General features: G+C 50.7%; 15 protein-coding genes and 1 pseudogene. 5 read left to right on the top strand and 11 right to left on the bottom strand.

Annotated features, from left to right (window positions below):
• Positions 1 to 125: 125 nt before the first annotated feature.
• A pseudogene (locus ACP5D0_RS05915) lies at positions 126 to 2,363 on the bottom strand (NADP-dependent isocitrate dehydrogenase).
• A 139-nt stretch (positions 2,364 to 2,502) separates the two neighbouring features.
• Here ACP5D0_RS05915 and ACP5D0_RS05910 point away from each other — a divergent pair.
• From ACP5D0_RS05910 to ACP5D0_RS05895, 4 genes are all read left to right on the top strand, one after another.
• Positions 2,503 to 3,060, top strand: a complete 558-nt coding sequence (locus ACP5D0_RS05910) for an rRNA large subunit pseudouridine synthase E (protein ID WP_472364735.1) — start codon at positions 2,503 to 2,505, stop codon at positions 3,058 to 3,060.
• Positions 3,061 to 3,072: 12 nt separating this feature from the next.
• Complete coding sequence (gene mnmA, locus ACP5D0_RS05905) at positions 3,073 to 4,257, top strand: tRNA 2-thiouridine(34) synthase MnmA (RefSeq protein WP_472364734.1); 1,185 nt, start codon at positions 3,073 to 3,075, stop codon at positions 4,255 to 4,257.
• Entirely contained in the window at positions 4,254 to 4,937 is a 684-nt protein-coding gene (gene hflD / locus ACP5D0_RS05900; RefSeq protein ID WP_472364733.1) for a high frequency lysogenization protein HflD, read from the top strand. Before mnmA ends, hflD begins: the two co-directional genes overlap by 4 nt.
• Before the next feature lie 96 nt (positions 4,938 to 5,033).
• Positions 5,034 to 5,354: a cupin domain-containing protein gene (locus ACP5D0_RS05895; RefSeq protein WP_472364732.1), complete on the top strand. Its 321-nt coding sequence runs from the start codon at positions 5,034 to 5,036 to the stop codon at positions 5,352 to 5,354.
• Between the two features lie 93 nt (positions 5,355 to 5,447).
• On the opposite strand, the gene ACP5D0_RS05890 is transcribed toward ACP5D0_RS05895, so the two are convergent.
• The gene (locus tag ACP5D0_RS05890; protein ID WP_472364731.1) at positions 5,448 to 7,367 is read right to left on the bottom strand and encodes a SurA N-terminal domain-containing protein; all 1,920 of its coding nucleotides are present in this window, start codon (positions 7,365 to 7,367) and stop codon (positions 5,448 to 5,450) included.
• A gap of 241 nt (positions 7,368 to 7,608) precedes the next feature.
• On the opposite strand from ACP5D0_RS05890, the gene ACP5D0_RS05885 reads away from it, so the two are divergent.
• Positions 7,609 to 7,968, top strand: a complete 360-nt coding sequence (locus ACP5D0_RS05885; protein WP_472364730.1) for a response regulator — start codon at positions 7,609 to 7,611, stop codon at positions 7,966 to 7,968.
• 55 nt (positions 7,969 to 8,023) lie between these two features.
• Here the strand turns inward: ACP5D0_RS05885 and ACP5D0_RS05880 are convergent, their stop codons facing one another.
• The 9 genes from ACP5D0_RS05880 to mutL form a co-directional block, all read right to left on the bottom strand.
• Positions 8,024 to 9,349, bottom strand: coding sequence for an adenylosuccinate synthase (locus ACP5D0_RS05880; protein WP_472364729.1), 1,326 nt, complete (start codon positions 9,347 to 9,349; stop codon positions 8,024 to 8,026).
• Between the two features lie 21 nt (positions 9,350 to 9,370).
• Positions 9,371 to 10,552, bottom strand: coding sequence for an ATP phosphoribosyltransferase regulatory subunit (locus tag ACP5D0_RS05875; RefSeq protein WP_472364728.1), 1,182 nt, complete (start codon positions 10,550 to 10,552; stop codon positions 9,371 to 9,373).
• 10 nt (positions 10,553 to 10,562) lie between these two features.
• Positions 10,563 to 10,772, bottom strand: coding sequence for a DUF2065 domain-containing protein (locus ACP5D0_RS05870; protein ID WP_472364727.1), 210 nt, complete (start codon positions 10,770 to 10,772; stop codon positions 10,563 to 10,565).
• Between the two features lie 105 nt (positions 10,773 to 10,877).
• Positions 10,878 to 11,732 (bottom strand): protease modulator HflC, encoded by an 855-nt coding sequence (hflC, locus tag ACP5D0_RS05865; RefSeq protein ID WP_472364726.1) that lies wholly within the window; start codon positions 11,730 to 11,732, stop codon positions 10,878 to 10,880.
• Between the two features lies 1 nt (position 11,733).
• Positions 11,734 to 13,008 carry an FtsH protease activity modulator HflK gene (gene hflK, locus ACP5D0_RS05860; protein ID WP_472364725.1) on the bottom strand — a complete coding sequence of 425 codons (1,275 nt, stop codon included), beginning with the start codon at positions 13,006 to 13,008 and terminating at the stop codon, positions 11,734 to 11,736.
• Positions 13,009 to 13,121: 113 nt separating this feature from the next.
• Positions 13,122 to 14,426 carry a ribosome rescue GTPase HflX gene (hflX, locus tag ACP5D0_RS05855; protein WP_472364724.1) on the bottom strand — a complete coding sequence of 435 codons (1,305 nt, stop codon included), beginning with the start codon at positions 14,424 to 14,426 and terminating at the stop codon, positions 13,122 to 13,124.
• Between the two features lie 139 nt (positions 14,427 to 14,565).
• Complete coding sequence (gene hfq / locus ACP5D0_RS05850) at positions 14,566 to 14,838, bottom strand: RNA chaperone Hfq (protein WP_472364723.1); 273 nt, start codon at positions 14,836 to 14,838, stop codon at positions 14,566 to 14,568.
• Positions 14,839 to 15,056: 218 nt separating this feature from the next.
• The gene (miaA, locus tag ACP5D0_RS05845; RefSeq protein ID WP_472364722.1) at positions 15,057 to 16,091 is read right to left on the bottom strand and encodes a tRNA (adenosine(37)-N6)-dimethylallyltransferase MiaA; all 1,035 of its coding nucleotides are present in this window, start codon (positions 16,089 to 16,091) and stop codon (positions 15,057 to 15,059) included.
• Position 16,092: 1 nt separating this feature from the next.
• Positions 16,093 to 18,012 (bottom strand): DNA mismatch repair endonuclease MutL, encoded by a 1,920-nt coding sequence (mutL, locus tag ACP5D0_RS05840; protein WP_472364736.1) that lies wholly within the window; start codon positions 18,010 to 18,012, stop codon positions 16,093 to 16,095.
• Between the last annotated feature and the right edge of the window lie 336 nt (positions 18,013 to 18,348).

Raw genomic sequence — 18,348 nt, 5'->3', positions numbered from 1 at the left:
TAACCATACCGATTATGCTGAATTTTTAGCCGGAATAAAAAAACAAAAAACCGCCAGGCCTGGCGGTTTTTATACATTGAATACGTGAATGGCAACCGTCTTTAAAAACGGCTTATCCGTTTCACTTATACGGCATCAATCAGCGTATTTAAAGTCGCGCTCGGGCGCATGGCTTGGCTGGCCAGCTCGGCATTTGGCTTGTAATAACCGCCGATGTCCACGGCCTGGCCTTGCGCACCGTTCAGTTCGTCCATGATTTGCGCTTCGTTTTTCTTCATGGCCTCGGCCAAATCGGCAAAGCGTGCTTTCAACTCGGCCTCCGCATCCTGCGCCGCCAGTTCCTGCGCCCATTAGATCGCCAGATAAAAATGACTGCCACGGTTATCGATTTCTCCCACTTTACGCGATGGCGACTTGTTGTTTTCCAGGAAACGCCCGGTGGCTTTGTCCAAGGCATTCGCCAAGACCTGCGCTTTCGGATTGTTGAAATGGCTGGACAAATGCTCCAACGACACCGCCAAGGCTAGGAATTCGCCCAGTGAATCCCAGCGCAAATGGTTTTCACTCATAAATTGCTGAACGTGCTTCGGCGCAGACCCACCGGCACCGGTTTCAAACAAACCACCGCCGTTCATCAACGGCACAATGGAGAGCATTTTAGCGGACGTGCCCAACTCCAAAATCGGGAACAGGTCGGTCAAATAATCACGCAACACATTTCCGGTCACGGAAATGACGTTTTGACCTTCTTTGACATGACGCAACGTAAAGCGTGTGGCTTCTTCCGGCGACATAATATGAATTTCCAATCCGGCCGTATCATGCTCCAATAAATAGTGATTGACCTTTTCAATCAACTGGTGATCGTGCGCACGATGGGTGTCCAACCAGAACACCGTCGGCCAACCGGTTGCGCGCGCACGACTGACGGCCAACTTGACCCAGTCGCGAATCGGCGCGTCCTTGACCTGACACATACGGAAAATATCCCCGGCTTCGACATTTTGTTCCAGCAAAACCTGCCCGTCTTTATCCAGCACTTTGACGGTTCCGGCCTCGGTCATTTGGAAAGTCTTGTCGTGCGAGCCGTATTCTTCCGCTTTCTGCGCCATCAAACCAACGTTCGGCACCGTTCCCATGGTGGTCGGATCAAACGCACCATGATGCTTACAGAAATTAATGGTTTCTTGATAGACACCGGCATAACAACGATCCGGAATCACCGCCAAGGTATCTTGCTGCTGACCGTCTTTATTCCACATTTGCCCAGAAGTGCGAATCATCGCTGGCATGGACGCATCGACAATCACGTCGGACGGTACATGCAAGTTGGTGATGCCTTTATCGGAATCGACCATAGCGATATCGGCTTTAGCGGACACGGTATCGGCAATCGCTTGCTCGATTTCGGCATGTTTGTCGTCGTCTAAATTTTGGATTTTACTGTAAACGTCCCCCAAACCGTTGTTTGCGTTCACGCCCACTTGCTCGAATTCCGCGGCGTATTTTTCAAACACCTCGGCAAAGAAGACCGATACCGCCTGGCCGAAGATAATCGGGTCGGACACTTTCATCATGGTCGCTTTCAGGTGCAACGAGAATAAAATACCTTGCTCTTTGGCTTCCCGAACCGCCTTTGCCAGGAAATCACGCAAGGCTTTCTGACGCATGACCGCCGCATCAATAATTTCCCCCGCCTGTAAAGGCGCATAGGCTTTTAATTCTTTCGTTTCGCCTGATTCAGATACAAATTCGATTTTAAACTCGGTGGCCTCCGACAAGGTCGTGGATTTTTCAGAACCGTAGAAGTCACCCTCAGACATATGCGCCACTTTCGACTTGGAATCCGCCGACCAGGCGCCCATCGAATGCGGATGTTTCTTAGCAAAATTTTTCACCGACGTCGGCGCGCGACGGTCGGAATTCCCTTCACGCAAAACGGGGTTAACGGCACTGCCCAACACTTTGGCGTAAGTGGCTTTGATGCTCTCTTCTTCGGCATTTTTGGGGTTGGCCGGATAATCCGGGACATCATAGCCCTGGGATTGCAATTCCTTAATAGCCGCATTCAATTGCGGGATGGAAGCACTGATATTCGGCAACTTGATGATGTTGGCATCCGGCGTTTTCGCCAGTTCACCCAACTCGTTCAAAGCATCGCCAACGCGCTGGGTGTCGGTCAGTTTTTCCGGAAAGTTGGCCAGAATACGCCCGGCTAGCGAAATATCGCGCGTTTCAACCGCCACACCCGCGGCTTTGGTAAAGGCTTCGATAATCGGCAATAACGAATAAGTGGCCAAAGCGGGCGCTTCGTCGGTTAGGGTATAAATAATCTTGGCGGTCGTCTGAGCGGATTCGGTCATTGGAAATTCCTAAATATTTTCTGAAGTAAGCGCCCCTCAAGGTCAGGCGTTAAAAGATTAAAGAATGATAGAATAGCGGTATTTTACCCCACCGGCTGAAAAAATATAAGCCGACGATCAAACCGATGAGTTCTTGCAAATGCGCCACCTACTGTTATTCAATAAGCCTTTTAATGTGCTGTGTCAATTTACCGATGAACCCCAGTACAAAGGGCAACGCGAAACCCTGGCAGATTACATTCAACGCCCCGGCTTCTATGCCGCCGGACGCTTGGATCGAGATTCCGAAGGTTTATTGCTGTTGACCGACGACGGAAAACTGCAACATCAAATGGCCGATCCAAGCCATAAACAGCCGAAAACCTATCTGGTGCAAGTAGAAGGCGAGCTCACAAAACAGGCGATTCAGCAATTGCAACAAGGCGTTGAACTCAAAGATGGCCTCACTCAGCCGGCCACAGCCAAAAAAATCCGGGAACCCAAATGGCTATGGTCACGTAATCCGCCGATCCGTGAACGCAAAAACATTCCAACCTCCTGGCTGGAGCTGACGATTACCGAAGGCAAAAACCGCCAAGTTCGACGCATGACGGCCGCCGTCGGTTTTCCGACCTTACGCTTGATCCGCACGCGAATCGGCGATTACCAACTCAACAACTTACAACCCGGCGAATCCATTCTGCTGGAAAAATCGTGATAAAATAAGTCCATGCAAAATACCACTCAAACCACCACTCAAACTCCAACCGGAGACAACTCTCAAATTAAAGTCATCGTCGGTCTTTCCGGTGGTGTGGATTCATCCGTTACCGCGTTATTATTGAAACAGCAAGGCTATGACGTCGAAGGCCTGTTCATGAAGAACTGGGAAGGCGACGACACCGAAGACTACTGCCCCGCCGCCGAAGATTTCAAAGACGTTCAGGCGATTTGCGACACTTTGCAGATTCCATTACATATCAAAAACTTTTCCGGCGATTACTGGAACCGGGTTTTCGAGCACTTCCTCGCGGAATACCAATCCGGTCGCACGCCCAACCCGGACATTCTGTGCAACAAAGAAGTCAAATTCAAAGCCTTCTTACAACATGCCATGACTTTGGGCGCGGATTTTATCGCCACCGGACATTACGCACGCATCCACCGCGACGAAAACGGTCAATGCCACCTGATGAAAGGCTTGGACGCCAATAAAGATCAAAGTTATTTTCTCTATACCTTGCAACAACATCAATTGGCGAAATCGTTGTTCCCCATCGGCGAATTGGAAAAGCCTTATGTACGCCAACTGGCGGAAGACGCGGGCTTGATCACCCACGACAAAAAGGACAGCACCGGCATCTGCTTTATCGGCGAACGTAAATTCAAGGACTTTCTACAGCGTTTTCTGCCCGCACAGCCAGGCGACATCGTCAATACCGACGGCAAAGTCATCGGGCAGCATGACGGCTTGATGTACCACACCTTAGGGCAACGCAAAGGCCTAGGCATTGGCGGTGGACATGGAGATTCCGGCCTTCCTTGGTTTTCGGCGGAAAAGGATTTAGAAAAAAATCAACTGATTGCCGTTCAAGGCGCGGATCACCCATTATTAAACCACGCCTATTTGACCGCCGACACCTGCGACTGGACGTCCGGCGAATGCCCTAATCTGAATCACCCACTCAAAGCCAAGGTGCGTTATCGCCAACCGGAAACTGACTGCAGAATACTGTCGGAAAACCATGGCGAAATCGTCGTAAAATTCGACCAAGACCAAACCGCCATCACTCCGGGGCAGTCCGTGGTATTCTATCAAGGCGATGAATGTCTCGGTGGTGCCGTCATCACCGGACGTTATCATCATTTAAGTGAAATTGAAGCGAGATCAAAGCGGGAACAATCAACGTTATGACGCAAAGCTATACCGATCAAGACAGAACCATTGCGCTGATAGGTCTCTATCAAGTGGCGCAATTGGTGTATCAACTGGCCACCACTGGCAAAACCGACGATACCGCCTATCAGGCTTCCATCAACTCCTTGTTTGTCGAAAACCCGAGTGAGACACTTGATGTTTATGGTGGCCAAGTCGAAAACATTCAGCTGGGCACTCAAACCCTGTTATCGCAAATGAGCAATACGGAATCGGTTTCCAGTCGAAACATTGAAATCACCAAATACGTTCTCAGCTTGATTATTTTGGAAAAGAATGTATCCAAGACCGATGGCGTTTTTAATAAAGTGTCCAGAATTATTGAATCGGCGCTCACGCAGAGAACGCACTTCGGCGACTTCCACGAAAACGTCATCGCCACACTGGCCAGAGCCTATTCGGAGAACATCAGCCCGATTAACCCGAGAATCATGGTCAATGGACAGCACGGGCATTTGCAAAATCCGAAAACGGCCAATAAAATCCGTGCCCTTTTATTGGCGGGCATTCGCTCCGCTGTATTATGGCGTCAGGTGGGCGGCAGCCGCTGGGGGTTGCTGTGGAGCCGCAAAAAGTATTTACGCAACGCCCAGGCGCTCTATCGTGTGCCGCCGCCAGAACATGACCGAACAGACATCCAACCGAATAACGAACAATAAACAACGAACAAAAAATGCACCGGATCCCTCCGATTCATAAGATGCAGTGACAGCGGCACTTCGAACACCAACCGAAAGTTTTCATTGGAGCAGGCTATGAACGACGTGAGCATTGAATCCCAACCGAGCCCAGAAACCTTGGACGCCTTGAATGTTATGGAATGGCCGATTTGGGAAAAAGAAGTGTCCAATTTTCCTTGGCATTATGATGAGCAGGAAATCTGTTACCTGCTGGAAGGTGAAGTGACGGTCACCACAGAAAACGGCAGTCAATACCATTGTCAAGCGGGCGATCTGGTCACCTTTCGTAAAGGACTGAGCTGTTACTGGTCGATGAAGAACCGGTTAAAAAACATTATCGATTTGGCTGAGACCCTTCGCGACAGAGGGGTGAAGTGCAAGGTGCAAAATGTATAAAAAAACAGCCACTAAGCTTGCTTAATGGCTGTTCCGCCTTTCACCAGACCTGCCAGGCCTGGCAAAATAACCGCAAAGACCTTTAACCGTCTTTTACAGGCCGCTTAACCGAAGCGTCTTGTAGTTCGATTTTTTCTCAATCTTAGCCTTGGAAATCATGGTTTCAATGCGTCCTTCAATTTCACTGGTGGCATAAATCTCCAACAACACATCCTTCAATTGCGCGAATTCTTCGTTTTTGTCAGACAATTTACCCGCTTCCACTTCGATAAGCTCAATAATCACCGAATCACCGGTTGGCAATTGGTAGATTGAATAAGTGGGTTGATCCGTCTGCGGCTTCGGCGCTTTGAAAATCGCTTGTGTTAACTGTGGCAACACTCGCTGGTTTTCACGCTCCAACCAACCGACTGGGGTAAATTCGACGCCCTCTTTCGCCAGAGACTGCATATCCACGCCCCCTTTGTTCAGGGTTTGTAACAACTCGTCCGCCAAAACCGCTGACACATTAATGGCCGCTTCACGCTTCAAGCGAGTCACGATTTCCGCCTTGACATCCGCCAAAGACAGCTGCGTTTCTGGCGCCACCTTATCCACTCGAATCACAATGGACTCGGTTGGAGACAACTCGATAACCGAACTGTTCAGCCCCGATTTCTTAACATCTTCGGAAAAGGCCGCCGCCAGTACCTTTGGATTGGATGTCACCGTATCGACCCCGCCGCTTTCCGGAATCTTATCCGTCGTCTGAATCTCCAACCCAACCACTTCGGCTGCTGGCACTAAAGAATCGGGCTGTTCATAGGCAACGGTATTCAACTGTTCCAGCAACTCAAAATACTGTTTTTCCGCCTGCTGATCCAATACCATTTCCGCCACATCAGGTTTGACTTCTTCAAACGACAAGACTTTTTTCGGCTGAATTTCCGTTAACTGAATCAAATGATAACCAAAGTCGGTTTTCACCGGCTGACTGGTCTCCCCAACCGACATAGTGAACACAGCCTCGTCAAACTCCGGCACCATCATACCCTGCTGAAACAGACCGAGATCCCCACCCAATGCGGCCGAGCCAGGATCGTCAGAGTATTCCCGCGCCAATTCTGCAAAATCGGCACCTTCCGCCAGTTTGCCTTGGATCTCTTCAATTTCTGCCAAGGCCGCGGCGTCATCAGTTTGTTCATCTATTTTCACCAGAATATGGCTGGCCTGGCGTTTTTCCGGATCGGTAAACTGATCCTTATTCGCTTCATAAAACTGCTCAACCGTCGCATCGTCCACCGTTAATTGATCCGCCAAGGCTTGCTGAGACAGCAATACATAGCTCAACTGCACCATTTCAGGTGTGACAAACTCTTGTTTATGCTGTTCATAATAGCCCTTGATATCATCATCGGAGATATCCGCCTTTTCAATAAAAGGGCGCTGATCCACTCGCAGATAATTGACATCGCGTTTTTGAAATTGTAACGCCGCCAACTGCGTCACTTGATCGTCCATGACAAACGCCGAAGCGGCGGTCAACTGACGATTTTGATTCTCAATCAGATACTGTCGCTGCTCATACTCAAAGAGCGCAACATTCAAGCCGTTTCGCATCAAAATATCCTGATAAAGCGCCTCATCGAACTGGCCGTCTTTCTGAAAAACCGCCGCCGACTCAATCGTCATCGCCAACTGCTGATCCGAAATGATCATATCGTGGCTTTTCGCCCACTGCCGCACCACTTCCGATTCAATCAGAGCATCCAGCACCTGATCACGCAAATCCGCATCCTTGACCACCTGATCGTAGAGGTCGCCAAACTGATTTTTCAATCGAGACTGCTGGCGACTGTATAGATTCAAAAACTGATTCGCAGTCACTTCTTCACCATTGACCTCGGCCACAACCACAGTTTTATCGCCTTGGGCATACTGATCTATGCCGAACAGCGCAAAGGTAATAATGATCAACCCCACAATCGTCCAAGCAATCCAGCCCTGTGCATGATCTCTAATGCTCTGTAACATCTTAATTCGATACCTTAAAAATTTAAAAAAATTATTGTAACAATCTCCACTCAGGCTTTCAGATAAATTTAGCCTTTAAAAGACGCTATTACCGAGTGTGATGTCCTAAACATGAAAATGGCACATTCAATACATGGGAAGGCGATCAGAAACCCAACAAGTTTCTAATGCAAGACCGTGTTTTTATGATAAATTGTTGGATTTTCTGACCCGTCTAAACTCAAAAGTGACTCTAACTATTATGAACAAAGTATTATATATTGATGATGCCTCTTCCATGCGCAAACTGGTACGCATGGTGATTGGAAATGAATTTGACCTGACTTTGGCAGATGATGGCCAGCAAGGGCTGGAGGCACTCAGTCGCCATCAATTTGATGTCATTATCTCAGACATTAACATGCCGGTAATGACTGGACTGGAATTCCTGGAAGCGGCACGAAAACTGGACAATTATAAATTCACCCCGATTCTGATGATGACCACGGAAGCCAGTCAGGAAATGAAGGATCAGGGACGAAACTTAGGCGCCACCGGCTGGATTGTGAAGCCGTTTGACCCCGAAAAGTTACCCACCATTATTCGTAAAGTTCTTAACTGACCCCAAGTTAGCCAGCGTCCTGAAAGATCAGGGCGCCTCGCTCAAAAAGGCTCGCTCAGGAAATTTCAAAAGGGTCTTCAAGCACCAGCGTTTCATTGCGATCCGGCCCGGTGGATAGAATCGAAACCCGCACACCCATTTCGTTTTCAAGAAAACGAATATACGTTTGCGCGGCCTCCGGCAAGGCTTCCCAACTGGGTACACCGACCGTTGAGCACTGCCAACCAGGCAAGGTTTCGTAAACCGGTTCGACCTGATCATACTCATCGGCACTGGAAGGCGGCAGACTGACCGGCTGGCCATCTTTTAAATAATGGGTACAGACCTTAATTTCCGCCAAGGTGTCCAAAACATCCAACTTGGTTAAGCATACGCCCGTCAACCCATTGACTTGCGCGGAACGTCGCAAAGCCACCGCGTCAAACCAGCCGCAACGGCGCTGCCGTCCGGTCGTCGCACCAAACTCTTGGCCACGAGTGCCCAACTCTCTGCCAATGGCATCGCCCGTATCCGTTTCACAGTCATAGACCAACTCGGTTGGGAATGGTCCCCCACCCACACGCGTGGCATAGGCTTTGGTAATCCCCAACACATAGTCCAGCTGACAAGGGCCTATGCCACTGCCAGAGGCCGCCCCGCCCGCCGTGGTATTCGAAGAGGTGACATAGGGGTAAGTCCCTTGATCTATGTCGAGAAGCGTGCCTTGCGCCCCTTCGAACATCAGGTTCTTACCGGCACGATTATACTGATCAATCAGGTTCGGAATATCCGCCAACATCGGCACAATGCGATCCGCGTAAGCTTGGCATTTTTCCCAAAGGACATCGAATGAAACCGGCGCAACCTGATAGTAGTTTTCCAACATATAATTGTGGTACGCCAAGGTGGCTTCCAACTTTGCTTTGAATTGCACCATATCTCGTAGGTCACCAGCACGCAATCCGCGTCGCGCCACTTTATCCTCATAGGCCGGACCGATGCCTCGACCAGTGGTACCAATGGCCTGTTTACCACTCGCCAATTCTCTGGCCTGATCGACCGCCACATGATAATCCAGAATCAAAGGACAGGCATCGCTGATTTTCAGGCGATGCTGAACACGCAAACCATTGGCTTCAAGCTGCGTGACCTCTTTTTCAAGCGCCTCCGGTGACAGCACCACACCATTGCCAATAAAGCACTCAACCGTTTCTCGCAGGATGCCGGACGGAATCAAATGCAAAACCGTTTTTTGCCCATCGATCACCAGCGTATGACCGGCATTGTGCCCACCTTGAAAGCGCACCACCGCCGCCACGCGATCGGTTAACAAATCAACAATCTTACCCTTACCTTCATCGCCCCACTGAGTGCCTACGACGACAATATTCTTTTTAGCCATTTCTTTCTCTTTGAGTTTGAATTACGGTTGACCGGTTTTGACAGATAACTGCCACTGACCCGCATCCTGAGCAAAATACGAAACCCCATCGGGTAATTCCGCCAAATCATAAAAACGTTTCACAATGGTGTCTTGCGACTTCAGACGTTCCACCTCCGCCAAGAGCGTGGCATCCAATACATTCGGTGCATACACCAGGGGTTTCTGCGACGATGGCGGCTGCACCAGTAAATCAAGCGCCCCTCGCAGATCCAGACTGAAGCCGGTCGCCGGTTTATCCACGCCAAAAGCCAAGGCAACACCATCATAACGCCCACCTCTGGCCAACTGATACATCTTTCGTCCAGCCGCATATCCGCTGAAAATGATCCCGGTATGATATTGATAACCGCGAATATCGGCCAAATCGATGTGAAGGTTGAGGTGTTCAAACGCTTTGAAGTAGCGCACAATCGCGTCAAGATGCGACAGATGCGACGCCATATCCGGTGTTGCATCCGACAACTCTTGAGTGGCGGCCATCACATCCTCGGCTTCGCCACACAAATTCAAGAGACTGTGAAACGCCGCTTTCAGTGGCTCCGAGAGCGACAAAGTGCCCACGAAATCATTGTATTCCGGCACCGCTTTGCGCAACAAAATATCCACCAGCGTATTCTGCTGCGCTTGCGTCAACTCGGCCGCCGTCATCAGACTGTCCACAATTGAAACGTGCCCGATACTCAGCGTCAAATCCATTAATCCCAAGGCATGCAGGCTGCGAATCATCAACTCGATCACTTCAATGTCGCTTTCCACACCGGAATGACCAAATAATTCTGCGCCGACTTCAATCGGGCTTCGAGAGCCTTTCGCACGGTTATTACGAGTTTTCAACACTTCACCGACATAGCATAGGCGCTGAATGCCCGCCTGTTGAATCCGGTTGACCGCGATACGCGCCACCTGAGGCGTCATATCCGCCCGCACCCCCATCATTTTACCGCTCTCTTGGTCGGTAAAACGACAAGTGTCCACGGCCAAGTGACGTCCTTTTCCGGTCAATAACGAATCGGTAAATTCCGCAATCGGCGGTAACACCAAATCGTACCCCGACAACTCAAACCCATCCAGCAATTGACGACGGTAATACTCCAGTTTGCGTGCTTCACCTGGCAATAGATCTTCCAGACCATCAGGCGTAAACCAAATATTTTGTTGCATCACACTCTTCTTACGTAAAAATAAACAATAAAATCAGACCCAATACCATACTGCTCAAGCCCATCCAGCGTAACGAGCGATCATCCAGCTGAATCAACTCGGACATGGCACTTCGCCAACCCTTTGGAAACACAAACGGCAACAAGCCTTCCAGCACAAACACCAGCGCAATCGCACTCAGTAACGTATCCCACACATTGCCCCCAAACCATTGAACCATTGGCTTTCAATCGGGACGCCCCACACTGGGGCACGCGGCCATCAAAAAGGCATAAAAAAGGTGGACTGAACCACCTTTATGATTGTCTTAACCGTTCAGCCTTCTTTACTTAGGCTGATTAAAAAACTTGAAAAAGTCGGACTTCGAATCCACCACCATCATGTCAGTTTTACTGCTGAATGACTGTTGGTAAGCATTCAAGCTTTGGTAGAAAGCATAGAACTCTGGGTCTTTGGTGTAGGCTTTGGCATAAATATCCGCCGCTTTAGCGTCCCCTTCACCGCGAATGGTTTCCGCATCGCGATATGCATCGGCAATGATAATGGTTCTTTGACGATCGGCGTCCGCACGAATACGCTCCGCCGCTTCAGAACCCTGTGAACGCAAGTCCTTCGCCACACGGTTACGCTCGGCTTCCATGCGCTGATACACCGACTCGCTCACATTCTGTGGCAAATCCACCCGTTTGATTTTGACATCGACAATATCAATACCGAAATCGGCAACCGATTGCACCGTATCCTTGCGAATCGCATTGACAATGGTTCGACGATCCTGAGAAATCACTTCCTGAACCGTCCGGCTACCGAATTCGGCTCGCAAACCATCTTTGATGATTTGCGCCAGACGCATATTCGCCAAGCGAATATCACCGTTCATGGAAGTATAAAATCGTTTCGCATCACTGATGCGCCACTCCACAAACGAATTCACCAGCAAGTTTTTCTTTTCACTGGTCAGATAACGCTCCGGTTCGGCGTCCAGTGTCTGCAAACGGGCATCAAACACCCGCACATTGTTGACAAACGGTGTTTTGAAGTGCAGACCGGGTTTCAAATTGTCTTCAACAATCTCACCGAAACGGAAAACCAAAGCGGTTTCACCCTGCTGAACCGTAAACAAGGCATTGCTTCCGATAAACAGAATCGCCGCCAGAAAAAGTGTCATAACGGTTTTCATTTTAACGTAGCTCCCTTGTTCTCAAGTAATCACGAATATTGCTCTGATTCGAGCCTCGATTGCCCGTTGCAGCGTTAGACGAGTTCGTGCCAGTCGGCTGGGTGCTCGAAGACGAGTCGCTCGGGATATTGAATGGAATGGTTGCCGACTGAGACCCAGACATCATTTTATCCAACGGCAGGTACAACAAATTCGTCCCGCTGTCGGCACCGACAAACACTTTCGATGTCGCCGTCAAGACATTGGTCATAGCATCCAGATACAGACGCTCGCGCGTCACGCCTGGCGCTTTCTGGTATTCGCTCATCACGCTCTCAAAACGACTGGCCTGACCGGTCGCACGTGCAATGACCTGATCTCGGTAGGCTCGCGCCTCTTCAATTTGACGAGCTGCATTACCACGCGCTTTCGGCAGAATGTCATTCGAATAGGCTTCCGCTTCATTAATGAGACGTTCGCGATCCTCACGCGCCTTGACCACATCGGCAAAGGCGTCCTGCACCTGTTCGGGCGGTTGCGCATCTTGCAAGTTCAAGGATGTAATCATCAAACCGGTATTGTAGGCATCCAGATTTTCTTGGGTGAGCGCCCGCACTTTTGAGACCACTTCATCGCGCCCTTCGGTGAGCACAAAATCCATCGTATTGCGCCCGACCACTTCGCGTAAAGCACTTTCGGTCAAGTCGCGCAAAGTGGCATCCGGCATGGCCACATCGTACAGATACTTCTTGGCATCACTGACTTTGTACTGCACCGCAATGCGAATATCGACAATGTTTTCGTCTTTGGTCAGCATTAAGGCTTCATTGGCCACGGTGCCGTTACGGTTACGCCCATCGGAACGGTAACCGATTTCCGCAGTACGAATGCGATCCACATTTACCGTGGTAACGGTTTCGATCGGCCAAGGCAAATGCCAATGCAGACCGGCTGTGGTTTCTTCTTTGTAAGCACCGAATTGTTTGACCACGCCTCTTTCCGGCGAATCAACGGTATAGATACCGCTTAACAGCCAAACCACCACCAGTGCCAGTACAATCAACCCAACGCCTTTAGAACCGCCGAATTTATCACCGGAGCCACCGAAAAACTCCTGTGCCTTCTGCAGCACTTCTTTTAAATCCGGATCTTGATTTGAATTGTGATTCGATCCATTCGGTCTGTTTGAGTCATTCGGTCGTTTATCGCCCGAATTGCCTCCTGAACTGCCCCCAGAATTCCCCCCTGAGTTTCCCCAAGGGTCTTGTCCAGGTTTACCCGGCTCATTCCACGCCATTCTTTTCTCCAGAAAATTAAAATTCAGTCTGACATTCTAAATTTTATCGAACAAAATGTCATCAATTAATCCCTTTGACTTTGGGATTAATTTATTTGATTAGACAGAGTTTGTCAGCCTGAAGCGGCTAATACCCTGTACTCAAGAATCTCATCCCATTTTTGAACCTGTTCGGATTCCATTTCCGTCAACGACATCTCAAACACACTGTTACCCGCCTCATCATAGCCTTCCGCCAGAATCGTACCCAGTGTATAGAGTTGTGAACGACGCTTTCCCGCCTGCACATCCAGCACCAGACGAACCGTGATAAAGCGTCCGCGAAAATAGGCCGCCACGGCATCCATCATCAACTCAATACCGGATTGCTCACGGGCGGAAATCCAAACCCGTTCCGGCAAGCCTTCGGTATTCCTATCGACATGCGGTGCCACTAATGGCTCCAAGCGGTCAATTTTATTAAACACCAATAACTGAGGGACATCCTCGGCACCGACCTCTTTAATGACTTCGGCCACATCGGCGATTTTTTCGTCTCGGTGCGGGTCGGCGGCATCCACCAAGTGAATCAATAAGTCCGCTTCGCTGGTTTCCTCTAAGGTCGAGCGAAACGCCGCCACCAAATCATGCGGAATGTGCCGAATAAACCCGACCGTATCGGCAAAGATAACGGGGCCAGCGCCGGGCAAATGCACTTTACGCAAGGTCGAATCCAGGGTTGCGAACAAACGGTCTTCGGCGTAAACACCGGCCTGGGTCATTTGATTAAACAAGGTCGATTTTCCGGCATTGGTATAACCGATAATCGTCACCGTTGGCAAGTCGGATTTCTGGCGGGAACGACGCCCCAGATTTCGTTGCTGCCGCACTTTTTCAATGCGCGTTTCGAGTTGTTTGATTTTGCCTTGTATCAAGCGTCGATCCGTCTCCAACTGGGTTTCACCCGGACCGCGTGCGCCAATGCCGCCCTGACGATCCAAATGGCTCCAACCTTTGACCAAACGGGTGGACATCCGCTTGAGCTGCGCCAACTCCACTTGCAATTTGCCTTCATGGGAACGGGCGCGTTGTGCAAAAATATCCAAAATCAAGCCCACCCGATCCAACACCTGACAATCAAGAAACTGGCTTAAATTGCGCTCCTGCGCCGGACTCAACGCATGATTGACAATCACCACATCCGCCTCGTGCATCTCAACCGCCAGCTTGACCTCATCGGCCTTGCCCTTACCAATAAACAATTTCGGGTCCGGGGCTGAGCGTTTCGTGGTGATAAGCTCTGCAACTTCCGCACCGGCGGAATCCACCAGTTCATAGAACTCTTCCAACACTTCGCGATCCGATTCATGATAAAAATCCACATGCACCAGCACCGCTTTTTCGAGCACTTTTTGCTCGATTTTTCCAAATAATTCCATAGGTTAAACGCTTTAAATAAGACAGGACGTCCAAGAATTTTGGACATTACAAGACCGTTCCGACTCCGAAAAACCGGCGTCGAAACACATGATAGTCAAGAAGGGAACCGCCGCCCGAAGGCTTCGGGCGGCCAAAAGATCAATCAGCCGCTTTGGTCTCGGCTGCATCCACGGTATCAAACTCATAAGCTCTCGGGTCACGCGCCGGAACGATGGTTGAAATCGCGTGCTTATACACCATCTGTGTGACATTGCTGCGCAACAGCACCACAAATTGATCGAACGAATCCACCCGTCCTTGCAGCTTGACGCCGTTCACCAGATAAATCGCCACATTGATTTTCTCTTTTCGCAAAGCGTTCAAATAGGGATCTTGAATCGGTAAGGCCTTCGCCACTTTTTTTGTCTCCATGATTATTTCCTGTCTGTATTTTGTTGTACTTTTTATTGAGATCGAAATAGCCCGTCTCGTTTATAAAATTGAGCGTTGAAAATCGTTTTAATCGTCCGAATGCGGCCGAAAAGCGTGTCTGTCGCTGAGTAAAATGGATAAAATCGCCTTCTTACAGCACTCGTGACGCAAAATGATCGCTCAAATCATATCACAAACGCACCCAAACTTGATGGGTTTTATTGTGACTGACAGGCTTCGCATAGCTGTTCCAGCACAATTTCAATAGAGTCTTCAAGGTTCGTCTGAAATGGATCCACAACGCACACGTCGGTTTCTTTTCGCAACCACGTCAGTTGGCGTTTCGCCAGTTGTCGAGTCGCCACCAGGCTTTTTTCCACAAACGTGTCATAGTCATATTGCTGCTGAAAAAACAACCAGGCCTGGCGATAGCCCACACTGCGCACCGCCGGTTGATCGTCATCCAACCCCGGTTGCACAAACACCTGCTCCGCTTCTTTGAGAAACCCCGATTGCAACATCCACTCAAAGCGTTGCGCAATCTGCTGGTGCAGTCGGGCGCGATCTTGCGGAATCAGAGCGACCTTGACCAGTTGAAACGCACTCAAACCCTTTCCTTGGCTGGCTTGCTGCCAATGACTCAAAGGCTTCCCCGTCATCTCATAGACTTCCAGTGCCCGCACCAGTCGTTGAGGATCATTCGGGTGAATGCGCTGTGCCGCATCGGGATCCACCGCCTGTAACCGCGCATGCATCGCCATCGCATCTTTCTGCCAGGCCTGGTAAATCTCGGCACGCAAGGCCACATCGGCCGACGGCAGGTTGGCCATTCCCTTCTGCAAGGCATTAAAATACATCATGGTGCCGCCCGCCAACACCGGCAATCGGCCTCGGGCCCAGATTTCCGGCACCAAACGATGCACATCCTCCACAAAATCAGCGGCGCAATAACTTTCGCTGGGGTCGAGAATATCGATTAAATGATGCGGCACTTTGGCCAATTCCTCGGCGGATGGCTTGGCGGTGCCAATGTCCATGCCGCGATAAATCAACGCCGAATCGACACTGATAATCTCCAACGGCAAACGTTGCGCCAAGGCCATGGCGAGCTGGCTTTTGCCTGAGGCGGTCGGCCCCATAATGGCCAAGCAGGTTTTACGTTCGATCAATTGTCGAACCCAATCGGCCAAGTCCTGCGCGCCAGCGAGCGCCTCAGTCTGCATCCCAGCCAGCGTACCCTGCCCCTGTTTCAAACTATTGTCCCCTCATAAATAACGCATCCAACTGCGTCATCGACAGCTGAACCCAAGTCGGGCGACCGTGATTGCACTGAGCCGAACTTTCCGTGGCTTCCATATCGCGTAACAGCGCATTCATTTCTTCCAGCGTCAAACGGCGGTTCGCCCGTACCGAACCGTGACAGGCCATGGTACTGATCAATTGATTGATTTTTTCTTCCACAAGTCGCGTCTCACCCGCCACCGCCAGATCGGCCAAAATGTCATTCACCAGCCCCACTACATCGGATTTGGCCAGCAAACTCGGCACACGCACCACCTTCAACTGCTCAGGACCAAACGGCTCGGCTTCAAACCCCAACCGATCCAACTCCTCACGGCACGCTTCCCACAAACGAATTTCCGATGCCTCCAAACCCACCACAATCGGCACCAGCAAGGGTTGCGACACCAGCCGATCCTGCGCCCACTGGCGTTTCATGCGCTCATACACTATGCGCTCGTGGGCGGCGTGCATATCCACCAACACCAACCCTTGCGCATTTTCAGCGAGAATAAACACCCCGTGAATCTGCGCCTTGGCATACCCCAGCGGTGGCACTTGTGACGAAGATGGCCAGCTTGAATCCATGACCGAATCGGCGGCGAAAGACGCGGCCACGCCAGCCAGTTGCGCCGGGTCGGGGGTCATTACGTAGTCTGGAATGGATTCCTGAGCCATCCAGGCGCTCATGGCTGTGCTGTCTCGCTCGGAAGGCGGTCTCTGAAATTGCAGTGCCGATTGCACATCGCTTTGTCTGAGCGGTGACGAAGCCGCGGCCAAAGCACCGGAGCGAAACCCAGAGCCAGCACCGCCTTCTGGCGGAGGCGCGGCCTGGCGCATCGAAGTCATAGGATTGATTAGAGTCTCCTGATCGACTTGCCCTCCAGGATGCCCTTGATTCACCAGACCCAAAGGACGCGTCACCGCTTCGCGCACCGAGCGGCGGAGAAAATCGGTCACCCAGCGCCCATCAGCAAAGCGCACTTCGTACTTAGCGGGATGCACATTCACATCCACCCTCTCATGCGGAATCTGCAAAAACAGCACATAAGCTGGATGACGCCCGTGATACATAACATCGGCATACGCCTGTTTCACCGCAAAAGACAGTTGTCGATCACGCACAATGCGCCCATTAACAAACACATACTGCATATCCGTCTGCCGCCGGTTGAACGTGGGCTGCGCCACCCAACCGCTCAAGCGAATGTCTTGGGCTTCAAAGTCCACCTTCAAACTCTGCTCGACAAAACCGCTTCCCATCAGTTGCTTCAATCGCTGAAGAATTGCGGCTTCATCCAAGGCCGCCTGCACATGACGCACCACTTTTTGATTGTGCGTCAACTTCAAACTGACGTCGGCACGACTGAGCATAATGCGCTTCACCAGCTGCTCAATCTGCATGAATTCGGCGCGTTCCGAACGCAAAAATTTTTTACGCGCTGGGGTATTAAAAAACAGGTCGCGCACATCCACCTGAGTGCCTTGCGGATGCGCCACCGGCTCCGGCTCCGTCCAACGGCCTTCCCCTTCGCCACGCAACTGCCAAGCGGTTGATTCCCCTTGAAAGCGACTGGTCAACCGCAGACGCGACACAGATCCGATACTCGCCAGCGCCTCACCACGAAACCCAAGCGTGCTGACCCGCGACAAATCGTCGGCGGCATGAATTTTACTGGTGGCATGACGGCTGACCGCCAAGCCCAACTGGGATGCGCGAATGCCCATGCCATTGTCGGTCACCTGAATCCGCTGAATGCCGCCGGCTTCAATCACAATCTCAATCGAAGTCGCCCCGGAATCCAGCGCATTTTCCAACAACTCTTTGACCACCGACGCCGGTCTTTCCACCACCTCCCCAGCGGCAATCTGATCCGCTAAAAACGACGGCATCAACGCAATATCACGCACCTGTCGGCCAGACTGGAGGACGGGGTCTTGAGTCAAATCATCGGGAAAGGGTGCTGAAATAGAGTGCTCGGGTTTCGGGTCGGACATCGGGTGGGTCTATCCATCTGCGCTTGATTCAAACCCAACATTATAACGGAGAGTCTGGCCGACGTGAATGATTCGGCACGCAAACCCAGAGAAGAGACTGGGGCAAAACAACCAGGCCTGGCAAAATCCCCCGTTATGGGCAAAATGACCAGGCCTTGCAAAAAGATTCAATGACGGTTAACCCGGAAATTTACCTTCGGTTTCTTCGATTCATAAATTTGCGCCAAAATC

The organism is Hydrogenovibrio sp. (genome assembly GCF_049975065.1).
Classification (GTDB): Bacteria; Pseudomonadota; Gammaproteobacteria; order Thiomicrospirales; family Thiomicrospiraceae; genus Hydrogenovibrio.
The sequence above is the reverse complement of the archived record's forward strand: the minus strand, read 5'-3'. Positions and strand labels throughout refer to the sequence as shown.